The organism is Streptomyces sp. YS415 (assembly GCF_023544665.1).
GTDB lineage: Bacteria > Actinomycetota > Actinomycetes > Streptomycetales > Streptomycetaceae > Streptomyces.
Genome location: NZ_JAMJFL010000009.1, coordinates 248768 through 270049, shown reverse-complemented (window position 1 = coordinate 270049; position 21282 = coordinate 248768). Strand labels below are relative to the sequence as shown.

Sequence of the window (21282 nt, the reverse complement as noted above, 5' to 3'; positions counted from 1 at the left end):
CCTGCTTTAGGTTAGCCTTGCCTAAGTTATTCGTGGCGGAATAGTACGCGAAGGGTGAAGACGCGATGGGGCAGGGGCACGGTTGGCAGGGCACGGTCCTGAAACTGATGGGCGCCAAGGACTTCGAGTTCACGGTCACCGGCGCCGAGGACGTCTCTCCCGACTACCGGCGGCTGCACCTCACCGACGGCGGCATGCTCGCGGCGACCGGCGTCCACCCGACGATGTGGGTCCGGCTCTGGTTCACCGACGGGGGCAAGCCGCACCAGCGGGCGTACACGCTGGTCGACCCCGATCCGGAGGCCGGCACCTTCAGCCTGGAGTTCGCGCTGCACGAAGGTGTGGCCAGTGACTGGGCGCGGGCGGCGCGGGCCGGGGACACCATCGAGGCGACGGTCCAGGGCACGGGCTTCCAGCATCCCCGGCCCGAGCCCTCCCACGTCTTCGCGATGGCCGACCCCGCCTCGCTGCCCGCGCTCAACTCCCTCCTGGACGCGCTGGGTACGGCCCCGGCGACCATCTGGTTCGAGGGCACCCTCGACGGGCTGCCCTGCCGGGCCGACGCCTCCCGGCACGAGCTGCGCCCGGTCGCCCGCCACGAGCTGGTGGACGCCGTACGCGCGGACCTGCCCGACCTGGTGAAGGGCACCGACCAGCCGTACGTCTGGATCGCCTGTGACACGGTGACCACCCGGAACCTGTCGGCCTACGTCCGCAAGGAGCTGGGCGTCGCCAAGGACCGGATGCACGCGCTGGGGTACTGGCGCGCGACCTGAGCCCGAGCAGGCGCACGCGGTCGCGCTCGCGTACCGGCGCGCGACCCGGGCTCGTCCGCGGGATCATCGAGCCATGGACGTCACCCTTCACCTCGCCCAGGACCCCGACGCCGACGAGCTGCTCGGCCGCAGTCCGCTCGCCGCGCTGGTCGGGATGCTGCTCGACCAGCAGGTCCCGATGGAGTGGGCGTTCAAGGGGCCCCGGACGATCGCGGACCGGCTCGGCGCGGACGATCTGGACGCGCACGACATCGCCGCCCTGGACCCGGAGTCCTTCGCGGCGCTGCTGTCGGAGAAGCCGGCCGTGCACCGCTACCCGGGGTCCATGGCCAAGCGCGTCCAGCAGCTGTGCCAGTACCTGGTCGAGCACTACGACGGCAACGCCGAACTGGTCTGGAAGGGCGTCACCGAGGGCACGGAACTGCTGCGGCGCCTGGAGGAACTGCCCGGCTTCGGCAAGCAGAAGGCGCAGATCTTCCTCGCGCTGCTGGGCAAGCGGCTCGGCGTGGCCCCGAAGGGCTGGCGGGAGGCGGCCGGCTCCTACGGCGAGGCCGAGTCCTTCCGGTCCGTCGCCGACATCACGGGGCCGGAGTCGCTGGCGAAGGTGCGCGCGCACAAGCAGGAGATGAAGGCGGCGGCCAGGGCGGCCAAGAAGTAAGCCGTTCGGCTCACCCTTGGTGGCGGCACCGGCCGGGCCGTTCTCAGCTTGAACCATGACCGAGGCACCGTCCGGCCCCGCGTGGGGCCCGGAGTACGACGACCGCAACGTCCACGCGCGGCGCGCCCCGAGAGGCGGCCACGAACCCGAACCGCCCCTCGAGGGCCCCCTGCACGCCCTGTCCCGGGCCGCCTGGCAGATCGTCCTGCTGACCGGCCTCGCCTCGCTGGTCCTGGGCGTGCTGGTGCTGGTCTGGCCGGGCTCCACGCTGCGCGCCACCGGCGTCCTGTTCGGCCTCTACCTCCTGCTCAGCGGCGTCTTCCAGCTGGTCGCCGCCTTCGGCACGCACAAGACGACCTCGCTGCGCGTGCTGGGCTTCATCAGCGGCGCCCTGTCGATCCTGCTGGGCCTGTTCTGCTTCCGCGGGCCCATGCAGTCGCTGCTGCTGCTCGCCCTGTGGATCGGCATCGGCTGGCTGATCCGCGGCATCACCCAGACCGTGGCGGCCGTCTCCGACCCGGGCATGCCCGCCCGCGGCCGGCAGATCCTCCTCGGCGTCGTCACCTTCGCCGCCGGGGCCGTGCTGATCGTCTCGCCGTTCGAGTCGGTCGGCGTCCTCGTCGTGGTCGGCGGGATCTGGCTGGTCGTCGTCGGCATCGTCGAGATCGTCACGGCGCTGGGCATCCGCCACCGCGCCCGCCAGGTCCCCCACGAGCTGTGACCGGGTACGCCGGGCGGGCGGTTCTCGGGCGCGCCGCGCAGAACGGCGCGGCCGCGACGGGGAGATGACCTTCCGTGAGCACCGTACGAAGCCTCCGACCCGGCCGGACCTGGCTGCGGACCTTCGTCCTGCTGCTCGCCCTGTGCGTCCCCGCGGCACCCGCCGGAGGGCCCCTCTCCCCCGTCGCGGCGGCCACCGAGATCATCGAGTACGACGTCGTCGACCCCGCCCCGCGGCCCGGAACCGCCCGCCGCGCGCACCGCGCCGCCGCCCTCCCGCCGCCTCCCGCCCCGCGCCCCCGCCCGGCGGCCCTGCTCCCGCCGCCGCACCCGCGCACCCCGGCCGCCCGCCGCTCGGTGGTGGTCCTGCGCTGCTGACAGAACCGCTCCCCCCGGTTCATCCGTCAGTACGACGCAAGGAGCACCCCCATGCCCATGGACCCGTACGCCGTCCTGCGCGCCCTGCTGCGGGCGGAGGCCGCACGCAGCACGCCGAAGCCGCAGACGAAGCGGGACGAACATTCCCCGAAGGACAAGAACCGCTGAGCAGCCGGCGGAGGCGGGGCCGTGGCGGCTACCGCCTCCGCCGCCGGGCCGTACCGAAGACCGAGCGGGTGATCTCGCGCCCGATCTGAGTGCCGACGGACCGGGCCAGCGACTTGAACATGCCGCTGCCGACGACCTGCTCGACCACCGACGGCTGCTCCTGGGTCCGCGGGGCGGCCTGGGGGGCCCGGGCCCGCATCTCGTCCGGCCCCTTGCCCGCGGGCGGCCGCTGCAGCCGCTCGTACGCCGACTCCCGGTCGACGGCCTGCGCGTACCGCCCGTACAGCGGCGACGACGTCACCGCCTCGTTCAGGGCCGCGGACTCGATCGGCCCCATCAGGGACTCGGGTGCCCGCAGCCGGGTCGCGGCGACCGGCGTCGGGGCGCCCCTCTCGCTGAGCACGGTGACCACCGCCTCGCCGGTCCCGAGCCCGGTGAGCAGCTCCTCCAGGTCGTACGCCGAGTTGGGGAAGGTCTTCACCGTGGCCCTGAGCGCCTTCTCGTCGTCCGGGGTGAAGGCGCGCAGCGCGTGCTGGATCCGGTTGCCGAGCTGGCCGAGGACGTCCCCCGGTACGTCCTTCGGGGTCTGCGTGACGAAGAAGACGCCGACCCCTTTCGAGCGAATGAGCCGCACGGTCCGCGTGATCGCGTCCAGGAAGGCCGGGGAGGCGTCCTGGAACAGCAGATGCGCCTCGTCGAAGAAGAAGACCAGCTTCGGCTTGCCGGTGTCACCGACCTCGGGCAGATCGTGGAAGAGATCGGCGAGCAGCCACATCAGGAACGTGGAGAACAGCTCCGGCTTGTCCTGCACGGCGGGCAGTTCGAGGACGGAGACCGTGCCGCGCCCGTCCCCGTCCGTGCGCAGGAACTCGGCCGTGTCGAACTCCGGCTCCCCGAAGAAGCCGCCCATGCCCTGCGCCTCGAAGGCGGTCAGCGCCCGCAGGATCACTCCCGCCGTGGCACTGGACAGACCGCCGATGCTCTTCAGCTCCGGCCGGCCCTCGTCCGAGGTCAGGAAGGCGACCACCGCCCTGAGGTCCTTGAGGTCGACCAGCTCCAGGCCCTTGGTGTCGGCGTAGTGGAAGACCAGGCCGAGCGACTGCTCCTGGGTCCGGTTCAGCTGCAGCACCTTCGAGAGCAGGACCGGGCCGAAGCTGGTGATCGTGGCCCGCACCGGAACGCCGTGGCCGAGACCGCCGAGCGCGTAGAACTGCGCGGGGAAGCCGGTCGCCGTCCAGCGCTGGTGGACGTCCGCGGCACGGGCGGTGATCCGGTCGCCGGGCTGTCCCGGCGCCGAGATGCCCGACAGATCGCCCTTGATGTCGGCGAGGAACACCGGCACGCCCTGGGCCGAGAGCTGTTCGGCGATCAGCTGGAGCGTCTTGGTCTTGCCGGTGCCGGTCGCGCCGGCGACCAGACCGTGCCGATTGAGCATCGGCAGCGGGATCCGGATCTGCGCGTCGGCCAGGCACCGGCCCTCCCACAGCAGGGCGCCCAGGTCGAGGGCGGGGCCTGCGAAGGCGTACCCGGCGGCGATCTCCAGGGCCTCCTTCGGCAGGGCGGGAGCGCTCCCGGACTTCTCGGGGGCGGTGGCCGACGGCACGGTTTCGCGGTCACTCATCTCAGGCACCTATCCGAAAATTGAGGTTCACCCCGATTTACAGCGGCTTTTCCAGCGTCGCACTCGGGCGCCATGGCTGCGCCCGGAACGTCTGGACCGGTAGGCTTTCCGTGTGATCTTCAAGCGCATCGGAAACGGCCGGCCGTACCCCGACCACGGCCGGGAGAGCACCCGGCAGTGGGCGGACGTCGCACCGCGCCCGGTCCGCCTCGATCAGCTCGTGACGACCAAGGGCCAGCTCGACCTGGAGACCCTGCTCGCCGAGGACTCCACCTTCTACGGCGACCTGTTCGCGCACGTGGTGAAGTGGCAGGGCGATCTGTACCTGGAGGACGGTCTGCACCGGGCCGTGCGCGCCGCGCTGCAACAGCGCCAGGTGCTGCACGCGCGCGTGCTCGAGCTGGACTGACGCCGCGGATCGAGTGGCGGTCCGGTGAAGGGTTGACCCTTTCGGGTTCTCCTGCCCGGCATCCAATGATCATGTAGTAGGAATCACCGCTCCGGCGCACTACGCTGCGCCCATGAGCATGCTGACTCCCCCTGGCATGGGCGGCCAGTACCGGATCACGGGGGACAAGTACCCGCGGATGCGCCGGCCGCGGCGACGCGGCAGGCTCGTTCTCCTGGCCGTCGCGTCCGTCACCGCCCTCGGCGTGCTCGGCTGGGGCACGCTCCAGCTCATCGACGTCTTCACCGGTGGCGGCAAGGAAGCCTCCGCGGCCGGCGCCCGGCTCGGGGAGTGCCGCGACCGGGCGACTGTCTCGACCAAGGCCGCCGCGCTCCCCGAGCCGGGCCGGATCACCGTCAACGTGCTCAACGCCACGCCGGTGAGCGGCCTCGCGAAGAAGACCGCGGACGAGCTGAAGAAGCGCGGCTTCCGGATCGGCGAGGTGGGCAACGCGACCAAGCAGTACGACAAGAAGGTCAAGGGCACGGCGCTGCTGCTCGGCCCCTCCGCCGCCCTCGACACGTCGCTGCCGGTCCTCGCCACCCAGCTGCCGGGCGCCGAGCGCCGCACGGACGCGGCCCGCAAGGGCACGGCGGTGGACCTGATCCTCGGCTCGGGCTTCAAGAAGCTGACGGCGAAGGCGGACGCCGACAAGGCCCTGGCCACGCTGACCAAGCCGAAGCCGACGCCCGCCGCGGCGGACAAGGCCTGCTGACACCACTCGGCCAGCGGCAAATCCCCTGGGGGGCGGATTGCGCCTGGGGCGCAGGAATCTGCGCCCAGGGGCGCGGGGAACTGCGCGGCAAGCCACGACGGCGCCGCAGCCACCGCGCACCCCTGAGGAAAACAGGCGACCCGCGTCCTACTCCGCGGCGCCGTACATCCGGTCGCCCGCGTCGCCGAGCCCCGGCACGATGTACCCGTGCTCGTTGAGCCGCTCGTCGACGGAGGCCGTCACCACGGTCACCGGCGCCCCCGCCAGCTCGCGTTCCATCACCTCGACGCCCTCGGGGGCGGCGAGCAGCACCACCGCGGTCACGTCGTCGGCGCCGCGCTTGATCAGCTCCTGGATCGCCGCGACCAGGGTGCCGCCGGTGGCCAGCATCGGGTCGAGGACGTACACCTGGCGCCCGGAGAGGTCCTCCGGCATCCGGGTGGCGTACGTGGAGGCCTGGAGCGTCTCCTCGTTGCGGATCATGCCCATGAAGCCCACCTCGGCGGTCGGCAGCAGCCGGACCATGCCTTCCAGCATGCCGAGGCCGGCCCGGAGGATCGGCACCACCAGCGGGCGGGGGTGGGACAGCTTGACGCCCGTGGTCCGCTCGACCGGCGTTTGGATGTCGACCTGTTCGGTGCGCACGTCCCGGGTGGCCTCGTAGGCGAGCAGGGTGACCAGCTCGTCGGCGAGGCGGCGGAAGGTCGCGGAGTCGGTGCGCTGGTCGCGCAGGGTGGTGAGCTTGTGGGCGACCAGGGGGTGGTCGACGACGTGGAGACGCATGTCCCCAACAGTAACCGGGCCGCCGCGCCCCACGTGCTGGCATCAAACCGGCCACCGGTGGGAACGCGGGAAGGACGTACTGGGGGTGTGCACATGCCTGACAGGGAGTCCCGACAGAACCGCGACCAGCGGGAGACCGACGCGCAGCGGCGCCGGCGCCGGGCCCAGTTCCTGCGCGACCTGGCGGAGGCCCGCGAGCTGCGCGACCGCGTCCAGCCGCGGCGCGCCAAGGCCGCCCGGCTGCGCCACGCCATGCGCATGCGCACCTTCCGCTGGTGACCCCGGCCCGCTGTCGGCCCGTCTGATGCGTGCGCCAGGCCGGGTGCCGCGTACGATCCCGCTGGTGGACGATCAAAACGGGCGGACACAGGGAGCCGAAGACGTCCCCTGAACGCTCCGTTTCTGCCACGATTCCGAGTGGGCGGGGCTCGGCGCACCGCACTCCCGCCCACAGCCTCCGCCGGGGGGACCCCCAACCGGCACGCCTATGACCAGTGGGAGAGTCACGGTGTACTTCGCCGCACTGCTCGCGCGCACCGAAGACGGGTGGGAAGCGAGCGACACAGAGCTCGACGATGTGGAGACCCTGTCGGACCTGGCCGAACTGGCCCGTGAATCCTCCCCGGAGGACGACACGGTGCTCGTGCTCATCGAGCAGGAGGACGCCTGGTTCGGCGTCGTCCGCATCGACGGCGAGGACGACCCTCGTATCTACGTCTCGGACGCCGCCGCCGCTGCCCGCAGCAGCTACGGCGAGATCCTGCTCACCGACGAACTGCTCGGAAAGGAGCCCGGCGACGACGTCCCCGACCTGGACGCCCTCGACCTCGACGGCACGGAGGAGCCGGACGGCGACTCCGACGACACCGAGGAACCCGTGGGCGGGACCTCCGCCGACGCGGTGCCGCACAGCCCGGTGGGCGACAGCGGGATCCTCGACGACCTGGGCATCAGCGAGAAGGAGCTGAAGACCCTGGACGCCGACGCGCTGAGCGCCATCGCCGAGGCGCTGGGCGCCGCGGAGGTCCTGGAGACCGTCCGCTGACCCCGGCCCTTCCCGCGGGTCCTCCGGACCCGGTACGCGACCGCTGGCGGGCGGCGATGCGACTCGCCCTGGACCAGGCCGAACTGGCCGTCCGGGGCGGGGACGTCCCCGTCGGCGCCGTCGTGCTGTCCGCGGACGGTACGACCGTGCTCGGCACCGGGCACAACGAACGCGAGGCCGTCGGCGACCCCACCGCGCACGCGGAGGTGCTGGCGATCCGCCGGGCCGCCGCGAGGACCGGCGAGTGGCGGCTGACCGGCTGCACGCTGGTCGTCACGCTGGAGCCGTGCACCATGTGCGCGGGCGCGCTGGTGCAGTCGCGGGTGGACCGGGTCGTCTACGGCGCCCGGGACGAGAAGGCCGGCGCCGCGGGATCCCTCTGGGACGTCGTGCGCGACCGGCGGCTCAACCACCGCCCCGAGGTCGTCGAGGGCGTGCTCGCCGAGGAGTGCGCCGGGCTGCTCACGGACTTCTTCCGGCACCGCTGACGGCCCCCGATTATCGATTTTTGAGCAGTGCCCAGCGTGCTGTAAGGTCTCCCTCGGTAGCGTGTCCGAGCGGCCGAAGGAGCTCGCCTCGAAAGCGAGTGTGGCGCAAGTCACCGAGGGTTCAAATCCCTCCGCTACCGCTCTGAGAAGGGCCTCGTCGCGAGACGGGGCCCTTTCATCTGTTCGGTTACACTCGCCGCCGGCAACAGGGGGCCCTTCGGGGGCGACAGGCGCAGGGAGGCCGCGGTGGCGGTGAATTCGAAGAAGATCGCCGTCTATGTGCTCGTGGTCTTCGTGCTCTACCTGATCATCACGGACCCGGCCAAGGCAGCCGACTACGTGCAGATAGGGTTCGAGGGCATATCGGACGCCGCCAAGGCCATCGGCGACTTCATGACGTGGATCGCCAACGGAGGAGAAGAATGATCCGCCACCTGGTCCTCTTCAAGCTGAACGAGGGTGTCCGGCGCGACGACCCGCGGGTCGTGGAGGGCGAGAAGGCCTTCCAGGCGCTGGAGGGCACGATCCCCGAGATCCGCTTCTGGGAACTCGGCTGGAACCTCAGCGACCGCCCGATCGCCTACGACTATGCGATCAACTCCGCCTTCGACGACGCCGACGCCCTGCGCCGGTACGTGGAGCACCCCGAGCACCAGGCGGGCGTGGCCCTCTGGAAGGAGTTCGCCACCTGGGTGATCGCGGACTACGCCTACTAGACCCGACCGCCGCACAGCCCTTCGCCGCGATGGCGAGGGGCTTTTCTGCGTTTTTGGGCACTTGGTCCTCAACACGGTGTTATGCGGTGCTTGCACACAGTGCACATGTCTTGTGATGCTATGACCGCTTTTGACGGATGAGTTGATGGATCACGAGGTGGAGTTGACCGTGCCGGCCAGTACTGCGCCTCCCCAAGAAGCGGCCCCCGAACCGGCGGCAGCCGCCCCGCGCAGCCGCGGTGCCGACACCCGCGCGCTCACTCAGGTGCTCTTCGCCCAGCTGAAGGAGCTCCGCCCGGGCACGCCGGAGCACAACCGGGTGCGCGGGGCGCTGATCGAGGCCAACCTCCCGCTCGTGCGCTACGCGGCCGCCCGCTTCCGCTCCCGCAACGAGCCGATGGAGGACGTGATCCAGGTCGGCACCATCGGCCTGATCAACGCCATCGACCGCTTCGACCCGGACCGGGGCGTGCAGTTCCCCACCTTCGCGATGCCGACGGTGATCGGCGAGATCAAGCGGTACTTCCGTGACAACGTCCGCACGGTCCACGTCCCGCGCCGGCTGCACGAGCTGTGGGTGCAGGTCAACAGTGCGACCGAGGACCTGACGACCGCCTTCGGACGCTCCCCGACCACCGCCGAGATCGCCGAGCGGCTGCGCATCAGCGAGGAGGACGTGCTGTCCTGCATCGAGGCGGGACGCTCCTACCACGCCACCTCGCTGGAGGCCGCCCAGGAGGGCGACGGGCTGCCCGGCCTGCTGGACCGGCTCGGCTACGAGGACCCCGCGCTGGACGGCGTGGAGCACCGCGATCTGGTCCGGCACCTGCTGGTCCAACTCCCCGAGCGGGAACAGCGCATCCTGCTGCTGCGCTACTACAGCAATCTCACCCAGTCGCAGATCAGCGCGGAACTCGGCGTCTCCCAGATGCACGTGTCGCGGCTACTCGCGCGTAGCTTCCAGCGGCTGCGGTCGGCAAATCGGATCGACGCCTGACCGCAAGCACGAGCGAACGGTCACCGGGTCGAGCGAATCGCTCACCAGGGCTCTTCCCGGCGGTTTCGCGCCGAAAGACCGTCAGACCCCTTGTTTCCAGGGCGGATTCACGTCTGACATGTCGACATGTCACTACAGCGTGTTGCCGACATGTGACATTCTGCGGGAAGCGCGTTTGCCGCGGCTCCGGCTCCGGTATTCAGGTGAAGGCTGCGTTCCTCAGTGGGAGCGTCCGCCCCGACCGTCCCGCGACCCAAAGGGGGTGGCATGTCCGCAGAACAGGGCAGCTCGAAGGTGCTCACGCTCACGAAGAGCGAGGCTGAGCCCGCGCTCGACGACGTAACGGCCCTTGTCGAGGCCGCGCCGGCCCCGGCCCTCCCGACGTCGGGAGCCATCGACACCCGCACCCTCTCCCGCTCCCTGTTCCTGCGGCTCGCCGCGCTGGACGAGAACAGCCCCGAGCGCGCGTACGTCCGTGACACGCTGATCGAGCTGAACCTCCCGCTCGTCCGGTACGCGGCGGCACGCTTCCGCTCCCGCAACGAGCCGATGGAGGACATCGTCCAGGTCGGCACCATCGGCCTGATCAAGGCGATCGACCGGTTCGACTGCGAACGCGGCGTGGAATTCCCGACGTTCGCGATGCCGACGGTGGTCGGGGAGATCAAGCGGTTCTTCCGGGACACCTCGTGGTCGGTGCGGGTGCCGCGCCGTCTTCAGGAACTGCGGCTGGCCCTGACGAAGGCCAGCGACGAACTCTCCCAGAAGCTGGACCGCTCGCCGACGGTCACCGAACTCGCCGCGGTGCTGGGCGTGTCGGAGGAGGACGTGGTCGACGGCCTGGCGGTCGGCAACGCCTACACGGCGTCCTCGCTGGACTCACCGGCGCCCGAGGACGACGGCGGCGAGGGCTCGCTGGCGGACCGCCTCGGCTACGAGGACACCGCGCTGGAAGGCGTCGAGTACCGGGAGTCGCTGAAGCCGCTGCTGGCCAAGCTGCCGCCCCGGGAGCGCCGCATCATCATGCTCCGCTTCTTCGCCAACATGACCCAGTCCCAGATCGGAGAGGAAGTCGGCATCTCCCAGATGCACGTCTCCCGCCTGCTGACCCGCACGCTCGCGCAGCTGCGCGAGGGGCTCATCTCGGACTGACGCCGAGGGCGGCGCCCGGCGCTCCGGGCGACGACATGGACACATGGCCGCGGAGGCGCCCTGACCGGCGCCTCGGCGGCCGTCGTGTGTCCGGGGCGGACTTACATCAGCGCCAGCCAGGCCACCGCCGCGACGATCGCGACGGCGAGGACGACACCGACGATCAGGCCGATGCGGGGGCCGGAGGAGGCCGCCGCCTGCTGACGCCCCTGCGGGGCCTCGTCGACGAACGCACGGAACATCTGGGTGCTGCCGGCGGGGTCGTAATTGCCCTGCGGGCCCTCGGTGTTAGCCATGGGCCGAAACCCTAGCGAACCCAGGGGTGCCGCCCAAGCGCGGGGCGGCGGGGGCCCTGCGGGATCCCGGCGTCCGGCCGGTGCGACCGGCACCGGGAAGCGCCCGTATCGGCCGTCACCTGCACGTTTACGGTCGCAATACTTGCCTTTGCCAACTTTTGGAGCGTACCCCCGCCCCTTTTGCTTGCCTGTAGCAACCATCAGCTTCTATGGTTGCCCTAAGCAACGAATACTCCCGGGAGGCGCGATGGCCGAGCAGGCGGTGTACGAGGAGCTCGTCCGTCAGTTCAGTGCCTTCGGTGCCGTGAAGCGGGAGCTGGGGCGGGCGCTGCCGGCCGACTGCCCGAGTGGTTCCGCCGCCGTGCTGACGCTGCTGGAGCGCCACGGCGACATGCGCATGAGCAAGCTCGCGGACCTGCTCGCCGTGGACATGTCGGTCACCAGCCGCCATGTGGCCCATGTCGCCGAGCGCGGCTGGATCGACCGCTCCCCCGACCCGGCCGACAAGCGCGGCCGCATCCTGCGTCTCACGCCCGCGGGACGGGCGCGGGTCGAGGAGCTCGCCCGGTGCACCACCCGGCTGCTCGCCGAGCGCCTGAGCGACTGGACCGACGACGAGGTCACCCAGCTCACGCTGCTCATGGCCCGCCTGAGGCGCTGCTTCGACGAACAGTCCCCCCGTACACCCGCGATCACCACGTAAGAGAAGGAAGTCCATGGCAACGACCACACCAGCCGGTGTGCGGGCTCATGCCAAGCACTCAGGAGGCGCCGGCGAGGCCCCCATGACGCATCGGCAGATCATGGAGGCGCTCTCCGGGCTGCTGCTCGGCATGTTCGCCGCCATCCTGTCCTCCACCATCGTCTCCAACGCGCTGCCCGAGATCATCCAGGACCTCGGCGGCGGGCAGAGCGCGTACACCTGGGTCGTGACCGCGGCGCTGCTGGCGATGACGGCGTCCACGCCCCTGTGGGGCAAGCTCGCCGACCTGGTCAGCAAGAAGGCCCTGGTCCAGATAGCCCTGGTCGTCTACATCATCGGCTCGGTCGTCGCCGGTCTGTCCCAGAACGCCGGGATGCTGATCGGCGCCCGGGTGATCCAGGGGCTCGGTGCCGGTGGTCTGACCGCGCTCGCCCAGATCATCATGGCCGCGATGATCTCCCCCCGGGAGCGCGGCCGTTATTCCGGCTACCTCGGCGCGACCTTCGCCGTCGCGACCGTCGGCGGTCCGCTGGTCGGCGGTGTCATCACCGACACCGACTGGCTGGGCTGGCGCTGGTGCCTGTACGTCGGGATCCCGTTCGCGCTGATCGCCCTGTTCGTGCTGCAGAAGACGCTGCACCTGCCGGTGACCAGGCGCAAGGTCAAGGTCGACTGGGCCGGTGCCTTCTTCATCACCGCGGCCGTCTGTCTGCTGCTGGTCTGGGTGACCTTCGCGGACGACAAGTACGCCTGGCTGTCCTGGCAGACCTACGCGATGGTCGGCGGCGCGCTCGCCCTCACGCTGGTCTTCCTGTTCGTGGAGACCAGGGCCGCCGAGCCGATCATCCCGCTGCACCTGTTCCGGAACCGGACGATCACGCTGGCCTCGCTCGCCTCCCTGCTGGTCGGTGTCGCGATGTTCGCGGGCACGGTCTTCTTCAGCCAGTACTTCCAGCTGGCGCGGGACAAGTCCCCGACCATGTCGGGCGTCATGACCATCCCGATGATCGCCGGTCTGTTCGTCTCCTCCACCGTCTCCGGCGCGATCATCACCAAGACCGGCAAGTGGAAGGCGTGGCTGGTCACCGGCGGTGTGCTGCTGGCGGCGGGCCTCGGGCTGCTGGGCACCATGCGCTACGACACCCCGTACTGGCACATCGCCGTCTACATGGCGGTCATGGGCCTCGGCATCGGCATGATGATGCAGAACCTGGTGCTGTCCACGCAGAACCAGGTCGCCCCGCACGAGCTCGGCGCCGCCAGCTCGGTGGTGACCTTCTTCCGGTCCCTCGGCGGTGCGATGGGCGTCTCGGCGCTCGGCTCGGTGATGTCCAGCCGGATCAGCCACTACGCCACCGACACCATCGGCTCCCTCAGCCCGCAGGAGCAGGCCGGCGCGGCCCGCGCCGTGGGCTCCGGCGAGCTGCCCGACATGGACGCCCTCCCCGAGCACATCCGCACCTGGCTGGAGAGCGCCTACGGACACGGCATCGCCGACATCTTCCTGTACGTCGCCCCGATCGCCTTCCTCGCCTTCCTGGTGACGCTGTTCATCAAGGAGGTCCCGCTGCGGACGTCCGGCGCGCTGGTGCAGGCGGCCGAGGGCACGAAGCCGGCGGCGGCTCCCGCTGCGGAGAAGGACGCGGCCGAGAAGGACACCGTGGTAGAGCACCCCGTGGTGGAGGACGCAGTGCAGGTCACCGGTGGGGCCGTGCCCGTGCGCGGATTCGTCCGCGGCGCCGAGAGCGCGCCCGTACCGCGGGCCGCCGTCACGCTGATCTCCCTCTCGGGACGGCAGCTCGGCCGCTCGGTGGCCCAGACGGACGGTGCCTACGGCGTCGACGCGCCGGGCGCCGGCTCGTACGTCCTCATCGCCTCCGCCGACGGCTTCCAGCCGCAGGCGTCCACCGTCGTCGTCGGCGAGGAGCCTTTGGCCTACGACATCCTGCTCAGCGGCACCAGTGGGCTGAGCGGTGTGGTGCGGGCGGCCGACGGGGCGCTGCCGGTGCAGGACGCGATGGTGATCGTCACCGATGTGCGCGGGGACCTGCTGGCCACCGCCGCCACCGGGGAGCAGGGCGAGTTCGCCCTCGGCGAGCTGGTGCCGGGCACGGTGACCGTCGCGGTGAACGCCGCCGGGTTCCGGCCGCGCGCCCTGCCCGTCGAGATCGGCGGCACCGGCGTCACCCGGGTCGAGGTCGGCCTCGACTCCGGTGCCCAGGTGCGGGGCGTCGTACGGGCGCCGCACGGTCCGCTGGCCGACGCCCGGGTCACGCTGGTGGACGCGGCGGGCAATGTCGTCGGCACCGCGACGACCGGGGCGGACGGGGCGTACGCCTTCGCCGACCTGGACGGCGGCGACTACACCGTCATCGCGACGGGTTACCCGCCGGTGGCGTCCGCGCTGGCCGTCGGCGGATCCGGCGTCGACGACCACGACATCGAACTCGCCCACCCCGGCGAGTAGGACAGGCCCCGGCCCGTGGAGCGCGCTCTGAGCGGAGGCGCGCTCCACGGGCCGGTTTCATGCGAGGAGTTGAGATGGGACTGACCGCGAGGATCCGTACCCGGGACGGTTGGGCCGTGTCGCACGCGGTCGTCACGGTGACGGACGGGAACGGCAACCAGGTGCTGCGCGCCCCTGCCGACGCGGAAGGCGCGGTGCGGGACCCGAACCCGCTGGCGCCCGGGGCGTACACGGTCATCGTCACCGCCGTCGGGTACGCGCCCGCCGCGGCGAGCGCGATCGTCACCGCGAGCGGCCGGGCCGAGGTGGGCACGGTGACGCTGGCCCGGCAGGGCGGGGCGGAACTGCCGCCGCCGGGGGTGTGGACGGTGGACCCGGCGCACTCGTCGGTGGGCGCGGTCGCCCAGCACCTGGGGATCTCCAGCGTGCACGGGCGGTTCACCGACTTCTCCGCGACCGTCGCCATCGCCCCTGACGACGTCACCGGGTCGCGGGTGGAGGCGGTGATCCGGGCGTCGTCGATCGACACGGGCAATGCCGTACGGGACGAGCACCTGCGGTCGGCGGACTTCCTGGACGTGGAGAGGTTCCCGGAGATCACCTACCGCTCGACGGGCCTGACCGCGGCCGGCCCGGATCGCTGGACGGTCCACGGGACGCTGGGGCTGCACGGTGTCGTACGGCCGGTGGACCTGGACCTGGCGTACCTGGGGACCGGGTCGGATCCGTGGGGCGGGACCCGGGCCGCCTTCCGGGCCACCGCCGAGCTGCGGCGGGAGGACTTCGCGATGCGCTACAACCAGGTCGTCCAGGCGGGGATCGCCGCCATCGGTACGACGCTGCGGGTGGAACTCGACGTGCAGGCGGTCCAGGGAGACGCGCTCCCGCAGTCCTAGGCTGGGCGCATGGCACCGAACATCGCGACCAACACCACCGTCTCGTCGGCCGAGTTGCTGGACTTCGTCCGGCCGCGGCATCGCGCGATCCTGCTGACGCGGCGGGCCGACGGGAGCCCGCAGGGGTCGCCGCTCACCTGCGGGGTGGACGACTCCGGGCGGATCGTCGTCTCCACCTACCCCGAGCGGGCCAAGACCCGGAACGCCCGGCGGGATCCGCGGGTCAGCCTGATCGTGCTGAGCGACGACTGGAACGGTCCCTGGGTGCAGATCGACGGCACGGCGGAGGTCGTCGACTGCCCCGACTCCGTCGAGCCGCTGGTGGAGTACTACCGGAACATCGCCGGGGAGCATCCGGACTGGGACGAGTACCGGGCGGCGATGGTGAAGCAGGGCAAGTCGATCATCCGGGTGACGCCGCAGAGGTGGGGGCCGGTGGCGACGGGCGGATTTCCCGCGCGGCTCGTCGAGGACGCCTAGCCGGTCCTATCGTCCTCTCGCCACCATCGCCTCGATGCCCGCGACCAGCAGGTCCAGGGCGAAGACGAAGTCCCGCTCCAGCATCTCCTCGACCGTGTCGCCGCCCCGGGCCGCCATGATGTCCTTGGCCTCGTCGACGACCTCCGCGGTCGAGGGGGACTCGCTCACCGTCTTCATGGCGTGCTGGAACCAGGCGTCGGGGGTCATGCCCGCGTCCTGGACCCGGGCGAAGAAGTGGCCCTCGATCGTGCCGTAGCCGTACACGAACTGGAAGACGGCCGAGATCGCGCCCGTCACGCCCTCGGCCGGCAGCCCCGTCCTGCGGATCACGCGCTGGACCACCCGGGAGAAGGCCAGGGAGTTCGGCCCGATGTTGAGGTAGGTCCCGGCCAGCGGGGAGATCCACGGGTGGCGGACCAGCAGGGCCCGGTACTCGCGGGCCAGCGTGCGCAGTTGGTCGCGCCAGTCCTCGTCGGCCTCCGGGTCGGGGAGCCGGAGTTCGCCGTAGACCGTGTCCAGGGCGAGTTCGAGGAGGTCGTCCTTGGTGTCGACGTACCAGTAGACGGACATGGCCGTGACGTTCAGCTCGGTGGCCAGCCGGCGCATGGAGAACTTGGTGAGCCCTTCCGCGTCGAGCAGCCGTACGGTCACCTCGGTGATCCGGTCCCGGTCGAGGCCGGAGGGCTGCCCCCCGCCCCGGCCGCCGCGGCGCCCCTTGGCCTCCAGCCATACGCTGGCCCGCTCGGCTGCCTTCACCATGGCGCACCTTCCTGGTCCTGCTGCGTGCGGGTCATGTCACCCGAGTCTGCCCGCTCCGCCCTGCGCAGCAACGTCGCCGCCACCAACCCGCCGAGCAGCACGGCCACCGCGCCCACCAACTGACTGCTCTCCAGGCCGGAGGCGAACGCGTCCCTGATCTCGCTGCGCCGGGCCTCGCCGTCGGCCGCCGCCATCGCCGCCGGGAACGAGGACGCGGCCACCGGGACGAGCGCCGCGAAGCGGGAGGTGAGCACGGCCCCGAGCACGGCCACGCCCAGGCCCTGCCCGAACTCCGCCACGGTCCCGTTGATCCCGGCCCCGATGCCCGCCTTCTCCGGCGGGATCGAGCTCATGATCGCGTGCGCCATCGCCGGGTTGGCGATCGCCGCACCGGCGCCTATGAGGAGCAGGCCCAGCAGCGTTCCGGTGTACCCGCTCGCGGTGAGCAGGGCGATCGACGCCAGGCCGCAGGCCATCAGGGCCATGCCGACCCCGATGGCGGCCGGGTTGCCGAGCCTGGCCGCCCACTTGGCCGCCACTCCGGTGAAGTTCAGGGCCACGATCGCGAGCGCGAGCGGTGCCGTGCGCAGACCGGCCTCCAGCGGGCCGTAGCCGAGGACGAACTGCATGTGCTGGGTGAGCAGGAAGAGCGAGCCGCCCATGCCGAAGGTGATCAGCACCGCGCCCGCGATCGCCCCCGTGAACCGCTGGTTCTTGAAGAAGTGCAGGTCGAGCATGGGGTACGGGATCCGGCTCTCCCAGTAGGCGAAGGCCGCCAGCACTCCGCCCGCGACGGCCGCCGACCCCAGCACCCGGGCCGAGGTCCAGCCGTGCTCGGGTCCGGAGATGATCGCGAAGACCAGGGAGGCCATGCCGATCGTGGAGAGCAGGGCGCCGAGCAGGTCGGGCCGGTCGCCGCGGGGGTTCTTCGACTCGGGGACCAGGGTGACGGCGGCGACCAGGCCCAGCACCACGACCGGCAGGTTGATCAGGAAGATCGCGCCCCACCAGAAGTGGTCCAGCATGAAGCCGCCGAGCAGCGGGCCGCAGGCGAAGCCGAGCGCGTTGACCGCGGCCCAGATGCCGATGGCCTTGGCGTGCTCCTCGGGGGCGAAGATCTGCATCACGACGGCGAGCGTGGTGGTCAGCAGCAGCGCCCCGCCCACGCCCATGCCCGCCCGGGCGGCGATCAACTGGCCGGTGGTGTCGGCGAGTCCGGCCGTCAGCGAACCGGCGCCGAACAGGGCCAGGCCGGTGATCAGCATCTTCTTGCGGCCGTAGCGGTCGGCGGCGCTGCCCGCGGTGAGCAGCAGTCCGGACTGCACCAGCGAGTACGCGTTGATCATCCACTGGATGTCCGAGGTGGCCGCGTCCAGCTCGCTGGTCAGCGAGGGGATGGCGACGTTCAGGACGGTGTTGTCCAGGACGACGGTGAGCTGCGCCAGGCAGATGACGCCGAGGATCAGCCAGCGCTGGGGGTGGCCCTGGGAGACGGTGACGGGTGCGGAGACGGACATGCTGTACACCGTAGAACAGCTCTCATACGGTGTACAGCGCGTTTCTCCCGTCTGCTGCGGCGCTCAGCCGCCCGCCTTCCGCGTCAGGTCGTAGAAGGTGGCGGAACCGGCCGTGACCTGCTTGAAGTTGGCCTCGACCCACTCCGTGATCCGGGCGGACGTACCGCTGTCGGAGCCGCCCATGCCGCCGCCGGAGCCGCTGGAGATGAAGTAGTGGATCCGGCCGTCCGCCACATAGTCCTTGAATTGGGAGAGCGTCGGGGAGGGGTCGGTGCCGTTGAAGCCGCCGATCGCCATCACGGGCTCTCCGGTGGAGAGTTGGTAGCTCGCGGCGTTCTGGGCGCCGATGGCCGCGGCGGCCCAGGTGTAGTCCGCGGCGTTCTCCGTCAGGAGGTCCGTGGCCTCGTCGGCGACCGTGGCGCCGTTGAGCAGACCGCCCATGCCGCCGCCCCCGCCACCGGGGGTACCGCCGTCACCGTCCTGCTGGTTCTGCTGACCCGGCATCCGGCCGGTCCCGTTTACCGGGGGCCCGCCCGTGCCGCCGCCCTGCTGGTTCTGCCGGCCCGGCATGCCCCCGCCGTCCGGGAAGCCACCCCCGCCCGGACCGCCGCCACGGCCGCCCTGCACCGAGGGTCCCGCGGTCACGATCGAGCCGGAGTGCCCCTCGCTCACCGTGGTGAGGGTGTACGCCGCGGGCCCGGCCAGCGCCGCCACCAGCCCGAGTCCGGCCACCGCCATGGCCGCTCGGCGACCCAGCCTGCTCGCGAAGACGAGCCCGAGCGCGGCGAGCAGACCGCCGACCAGCACCAGCCACTTCAGCCAGGGCAGGTAGTCGGCGGACCGGTTGAGCAGGACGTACCCCCAGGCCGCGGTGGCCGCCGCCGCGGTCGCCAGGGTCCCCGACGCCCACGCCCTGTCCCGCTTCTCCCACAGCAGCACCGAGCCCATCCCGACCAGGGGAGCGATGCAGGGGGCGAGCGCCACCGTGTAGTACTCGTGGAAGATGCCCTGCATGTAGCTGAAGACCACCATGGTGGTCAGCAGCGCGCCGCCCCAGACGAGGAACGAACCACGGGTCACCGAGGTGCGCTCGGCCTTGTGGGTGGCCACCAGGCCCGCGATCAGCAGGATCAGCGCGGCCGGGAGCAGCCAGGAGATCTGGCCGCCGATGCCGGCGCCGAACAGCCGGTCCCAGCCGGTCTCGCCCCACTGCCCGGTGCCGCCACCGCCACCGCCGCCGACGCTGCCGGTCTCCTCGCCGTTCAGCCGGCCGAGACCGTTGTAGCCGAAGGTCAGCTCGAGGAAGGAGTTGTTCTGGGAGCCGCCGATGTACGGGCGGGAGGACGCCGGCCACCACTCCACGACCGCCACCCACCAGCCGCCCGAGACGACGATCGCGGCCAGTCCCGCCGCCAGCTGTCCGATCCGCTTCCTCACCCTCACCGGGGCGCAGACGGCGTGGGCGAAGGCCAGCGCGGGCAGGATCAGGAACGCCTGGAGCGTCTTGGCGAGGAACGCGAAGCCGATCGCGGCCCCGGCCCACAGCAGCCACTTCGTACGGCCGTCCTCCAGGCCGCGGATGACGAAGTAGCAGGCCAGGGTCATCAGCAGGGCCAGCAGCGCGTCCGGGTTGTTGAACCGGAACATCAGCGCCGCGACCGGCGTCAGCGCGAGCACCGCGCCCGCGATCAGACCGGCGGCCGGACTGAACCGGCGGCGGACGGCCGCGTACACGACGGCGACCGTGCCGACGCCCATCAGCACCTCGGGGACGAGGATCGCCCATGAGTTCAGGCCGAAGATCCGTACCGACAGCGCCATCGGCCACAGCGCGGCCGGGGGCTTGTCGACGGTGATCGCGCCGGCCGCGTCCAGCGAGCCGAAGAAGAACGCCTTCCAGGACTGGCTGCCGGCCTGGACGGCCGCGGAGTAGAAGGAGTTGGCGTAGCCGGAGGCGCTCAGATTCCAGAGGTAGAGCACCGCGGTGGCGAGCAGCAGGCCGAGGAAGGCCGGGCGCGCCCAGCGCGGGTCCCCGGTCCTGCCGCGCCACAGTCCGCGCAGGAACGGCCGCTCGGGCCCGGCGGCCGTGGGAGCGGGCGGCTCCTGCACGGCCGTACGGTAAGTGCTGGTCATCGGGGCTCCCCCGGTCGGTGGTCGGAGGGCCGCACGGGCTGCGGGGGCCGCGGGAGCGGCGGCTGCGGTACGGCGTACGCCGGGATGTGCCGCACGGCCGTCGGCGGCGGCTCCTCGCGGCGGTCCGGGAAGACCCACACCCGGAAGAGGAGGAACCGCAGCACGGTCGCCGCGAGGTTGGCGGCGATCAGGACCGCCAGTTCGGTGGAGTGCCCGGGGTCCCCGGCCGCCGTGTTCAGGGCGGCCAGCGAGCCGCTGGTCAGGGCGAGTCCGATGGCGAGGACCACCAGGCCCTGCGCCTGGTGCCGCACCGCCCCGCCGGGGCCGCGCACCCCGAAGGTGAGGCGCCGGTTGGCGGCCGTGTTGGCGACCGCCGAGACCAGCAGGGCCAGGGCGTTGGCCGGCTGCGCACCGGTGAACTGGCGCAACCCGCTGTAGAGCAGCAGGTAGAACAGCGTGGACAGCGCGCCGACCACGCAGAATCCGACGAGCTGACGGGCCAGCCCCTTCGGCACGTCCTGGAGGTCGCGGTCGCGCGGATCGTCGCCGAAGGGGCGGGCGAGGCGGTCCAGCGGCAGCGAACCGGTGGCCAGGGCCTTGCCGATCCGCCACACGCCCTTCAGATCGTCGGCGGCCGTCCTGACGATGCGGACGGTGGAGTCCGGGTCGTCGACCCAGTCGACGGGCACCTCGTGGATACGCAGTCCCGCGCGCTCGGCGAGCACCAGCATCTCGGTGTCGAAGAACCAGCCGCTGTCCTCCACCAGCGGCAGCAGCACTTGGGCCACCTCACGGCGGATCGCCTTGAACCCGCACTGCGCGTCCGAGAACCGGGCCTGGAGCGAGCCGCGCAGGATGAGGTTGTACGAGCGGCTGATGAACTCCCGCTTCGGGCCGCGCACGACCCGGGAGGAGCGGGCGAGACGGGAGCCGATCGCCAGGTCCGAGTGGCCCGAGATCAGCGGGGCCACCAGTGGCAGCAGGGCGTTGAGGTCGGTGGACAGATCCACGTCCATGTAGGCGAGGACCGGGGCGTCCGAGGCGGACCACACGGTGCGCAGGGCGCGGCCGCGGCCCTTCTGCTCCAAGCGGACGGCCCGGACCTCCGGGATCTCCGCCTCCAGCCGCCGGGACACCTCGGGAGTGGTGTCCGTCGAGGCGTTGTCCGCGATCGTGATGCGGAACGGGTACGGGAAGGTGCGCCGCAGGTGCTCGTGCAGTCTCCGCACACACGGCTGGAGGTCCTTCTCCTCGTTGTGGACGGGGATCACTACGTCCAGGACAGGCGTAGGCGTACCGGCGTCTGTGGCCGGGAGGTGCTCCCGCGCCGGCAGAGTGCCGGGAGAAGAGTCGGTTCGCATGGAAC

General features: G+C 71.5%; 24 protein-coding genes and 1 tRNA gene. 18 read left to right on the top strand and 7 right to left on the bottom strand.

Features of this window, described 5'->3' with window-relative positions:
• The first annotated feature begins 65 nt into the window (after positions 1-65).
• The 4 genes from M8H82_RS14585 (at position 66) to M8H82_RS14570 (ending at position 2532) form a co-directional block, all read left to right on the top strand.
• A complete protein-coding gene (locus M8H82_RS14585; protein ID WP_250073862.1) occupies positions 66-776 on the top strand; it encodes a siderophore-interacting protein in 711 nt (236 codons plus the stop codon).
• Positions 777-849: 73 nt separating this feature from the next.
• Entirely contained in the window at positions 850-1434 is a 585-nt protein-coding gene (locus M8H82_RS14580) for an HhH-GPD-type base excision DNA repair protein (RefSeq protein WP_250073860.1), read from the top strand.
• 55 nt (positions 1435-1489) lie between these two features.
• On the top strand, positions 1490-2155 hold the full coding sequence (locus tag M8H82_RS14575; RefSeq protein WP_250073858.1) for an HdeD family acid-resistance protein: 666 nt from the start codon (positions 1490-1492) through the stop codon (positions 2153-2155).
• Between the two features lie 74 nt (positions 2156-2229).
• Positions 2230-2532: a hypothetical protein gene (locus M8H82_RS14570; RefSeq protein WP_250073856.1), complete on the top strand. Its 303-nt coding sequence runs from the start codon at positions 2230-2232 to the stop codon at positions 2530-2532.
• Positions 2533-2728: 196 nt separating this feature from the next.
• Here the strand turns inward: M8H82_RS14570 and M8H82_RS14565 are convergent, their stop codons facing one another.
• The gene (locus M8H82_RS14565; protein WP_250073854.1) at positions 2729-4321 is read right to left on the bottom strand and encodes a helicase HerA-like domain-containing protein; all 1593 of its coding nucleotides are present in this window, start codon (positions 4319-4321) and stop codon (positions 2729-2731) included.
• Positions 4322-4433: 112 nt separating this feature from the next.
• Here M8H82_RS14565 and M8H82_RS14560 point away from each other — a divergent pair, with 112 nt between their 5' ends.
• Both M8H82_RS14560 and M8H82_RS14555 read left to right on the top strand, forming a co-directional pair.
• Positions 4434-4730, top strand: a complete 297-nt coding sequence (locus M8H82_RS14560; RefSeq protein ID WP_003999914.1) for a type II toxin-antitoxin system VapB family antitoxin — start codon at positions 4434-4436, stop codon at positions 4728-4730.
• 112 nt (positions 4731-4842) lie between these two features.
• Complete coding sequence (locus M8H82_RS14555; protein WP_250073852.1) at positions 4843-5484, top strand: LytR C-terminal domain-containing protein; 642 nt, start codon at positions 4843-4845, stop codon at positions 5482-5484.
• Positions 5485-5631: 147 nt separating this feature from the next.
• Here M8H82_RS14555 and upp read toward each other — a convergent pair whose 3' ends face one another.
• A complete protein-coding gene (gene upp, locus M8H82_RS14550; protein WP_250073850.1) occupies positions 5632-6267 on the bottom strand; it encodes a uracil phosphoribosyltransferase in 636 nt (211 codons plus the stop codon).
• 93 nt (positions 6268-6360) lie between these two features.
• On the opposite strand from upp, the gene M8H82_RS14545 reads away from it, so the two are divergent.
• The 8 genes from M8H82_RS14545 (at position 6361) to M8H82_RS14510 (ending at position 10665) form a co-directional block, all read left to right on the top strand.
• Positions 6361-6546 (top strand): hypothetical protein, encoded by a 186-nt coding sequence (locus M8H82_RS14545; protein WP_250073848.1) that lies wholly within the window; start codon positions 6361-6363, stop codon positions 6544-6546.
• Between the two features lie 229 nt (positions 6547-6775).
• Positions 6776-7312, top strand: coding sequence for a hypothetical protein (locus tag M8H82_RS14540; protein ID WP_250073892.1), 537 nt, complete (start codon positions 6776-6778; stop codon positions 7310-7312).
• Positions 7313-7368: 56 nt separating this feature from the next.
• Positions 7369-7800 carry a tRNA adenosine(34) deaminase TadA gene (gene tadA, locus M8H82_RS14535; RefSeq protein WP_250073846.1) on the top strand — a complete coding sequence of 144 codons (432 nt, stop codon included), beginning with the start codon at positions 7369-7371 and terminating at the stop codon, positions 7798-7800.
• Between the two features lie 55 nt (positions 7801-7855).
• Positions 7856-7940 (top strand) — tRNA-Ser (locus M8H82_RS14530).
• A 106-nt stretch (positions 7941-8046) separates the two neighbouring features.
• Positions 8047-8226 (top strand): hypothetical protein, encoded by a 180-nt coding sequence (locus tag M8H82_RS14525; RefSeq protein WP_250073844.1) that lies wholly within the window; start codon positions 8047-8049, stop codon positions 8224-8226.
• Positions 8223-8516 carry a Dabb family protein gene (locus M8H82_RS14520; RefSeq protein ID WP_250073843.1) on the top strand — a complete coding sequence of 98 codons (294 nt, stop codon included), beginning with the start codon at positions 8223-8225 and terminating at the stop codon, positions 8514-8516. The genes M8H82_RS14525 and M8H82_RS14520 overlap by 4 nt, the downstream gene beginning before the upstream one ends.
• 145 nt (positions 8517-8661) lie before the next feature.
• A complete protein-coding gene (locus M8H82_RS14515) occupies positions 8662-9513 on the top strand; it encodes an RNA polymerase sigma factor SigF (RefSeq protein ID WP_250073840.1) in 852 nt (283 codons plus the stop codon).
• Between the two features lie 267 nt (positions 9514-9780).
• Positions 9781-10665: an RNA polymerase sigma factor SigF gene (locus M8H82_RS14510; protein ID WP_250073838.1), complete on the top strand. Its 885-nt coding sequence runs from the start codon at positions 9781-9783 to the stop codon at positions 10663-10665.
• A gap of 101 nt (positions 10666-10766) precedes the next feature.
• Here M8H82_RS14510 and M8H82_RS14505 read toward each other — a convergent pair whose 3' ends face one another.
• The gene (locus tag M8H82_RS14505) at positions 10767-10961 is read right to left on the bottom strand and encodes a hypothetical protein (protein ID WP_250073836.1); all 195 of its coding nucleotides are present in this window, start codon (positions 10959-10961) and stop codon (positions 10767-10769) included.
• 247 nt (positions 10962-11208) lie between these two features.
• On the opposite strand from M8H82_RS14505, the gene M8H82_RS14500 reads away from it, so the two are divergent.
• The 4 genes from M8H82_RS14500 to M8H82_RS14485 all read left to right on the top strand — a co-directional run bounded on the left by M8H82_RS14500 (position 11209) and on the right by M8H82_RS14485 (position 15507).
• A complete protein-coding gene (locus M8H82_RS14500) occupies positions 11209-11664 on the top strand; it encodes a MarR family winged helix-turn-helix transcriptional regulator (protein WP_250073834.1) in 456 nt (151 codons plus the stop codon).
• Between the two features lie 13 nt (positions 11665-11677).
• Entirely contained in the window at positions 11678-14131 is a 2454-nt protein-coding gene (locus tag M8H82_RS14495; protein WP_250073832.1) for an MFS transporter, read from the top strand.
• Positions 14132-14205: 74 nt separating this feature from the next.
• On the top strand, positions 14206-15027 hold the full coding sequence (locus tag M8H82_RS14490) for a YceI family protein (RefSeq protein WP_250073830.1): 822 nt from the start codon (positions 14206-14208) through the stop codon (positions 15025-15027).
• A gap of 9 nt (positions 15028-15036) precedes the next feature.
• Entirely contained in the window at positions 15037-15507 is a 471-nt protein-coding gene (locus M8H82_RS14485; protein WP_250073827.1) for a PPOX class F420-dependent oxidoreductase, read from the top strand.
• Positions 15508-15513: 6 nt separating this feature from the next.
• Here the strand turns inward: M8H82_RS14485 and M8H82_RS14480 are convergent, their stop codons facing one another.
• From M8H82_RS14480 to M8H82_RS14465, 4 genes are all read right to left on the bottom strand, one after another.
• Positions 15514-16266 (bottom strand): TetR/AcrR family transcriptional regulator, encoded by a 753-nt coding sequence (locus tag M8H82_RS14480; protein ID WP_250073825.1) that lies wholly within the window; start codon positions 16264-16266, stop codon positions 15514-15516.
• On the bottom strand, positions 16260-17783 hold the full coding sequence (locus tag M8H82_RS14475; protein ID WP_250073823.1) for an MFS transporter: 1524 nt from the start codon (positions 17781-17783) through the stop codon (positions 16260-16262). The genes M8H82_RS14480 and M8H82_RS14475 overlap by 7 nt, the downstream gene beginning before the upstream one ends.
• 63 nt (positions 17784-17846) lie before the next feature.
• Positions 17847-19916, bottom strand: coding sequence for a glycosyltransferase family 39 protein (locus M8H82_RS14470; RefSeq protein WP_250073821.1), 2070 nt, complete (start codon positions 19914-19916; stop codon positions 17847-17849).
• Positions 19913-21277: a bifunctional glycosyltransferase family 2/GtrA family protein gene (locus M8H82_RS14465; RefSeq protein ID WP_250073819.1), complete on the bottom strand. Its 1365-nt coding sequence runs from the start codon at positions 21275-21277 to the stop codon at positions 19913-19915. Before M8H82_RS14465 ends, M8H82_RS14470 begins: the two co-directional genes overlap by 4 nt.
• Positions 21278-21282: the final 5 nt, after the last annotated feature.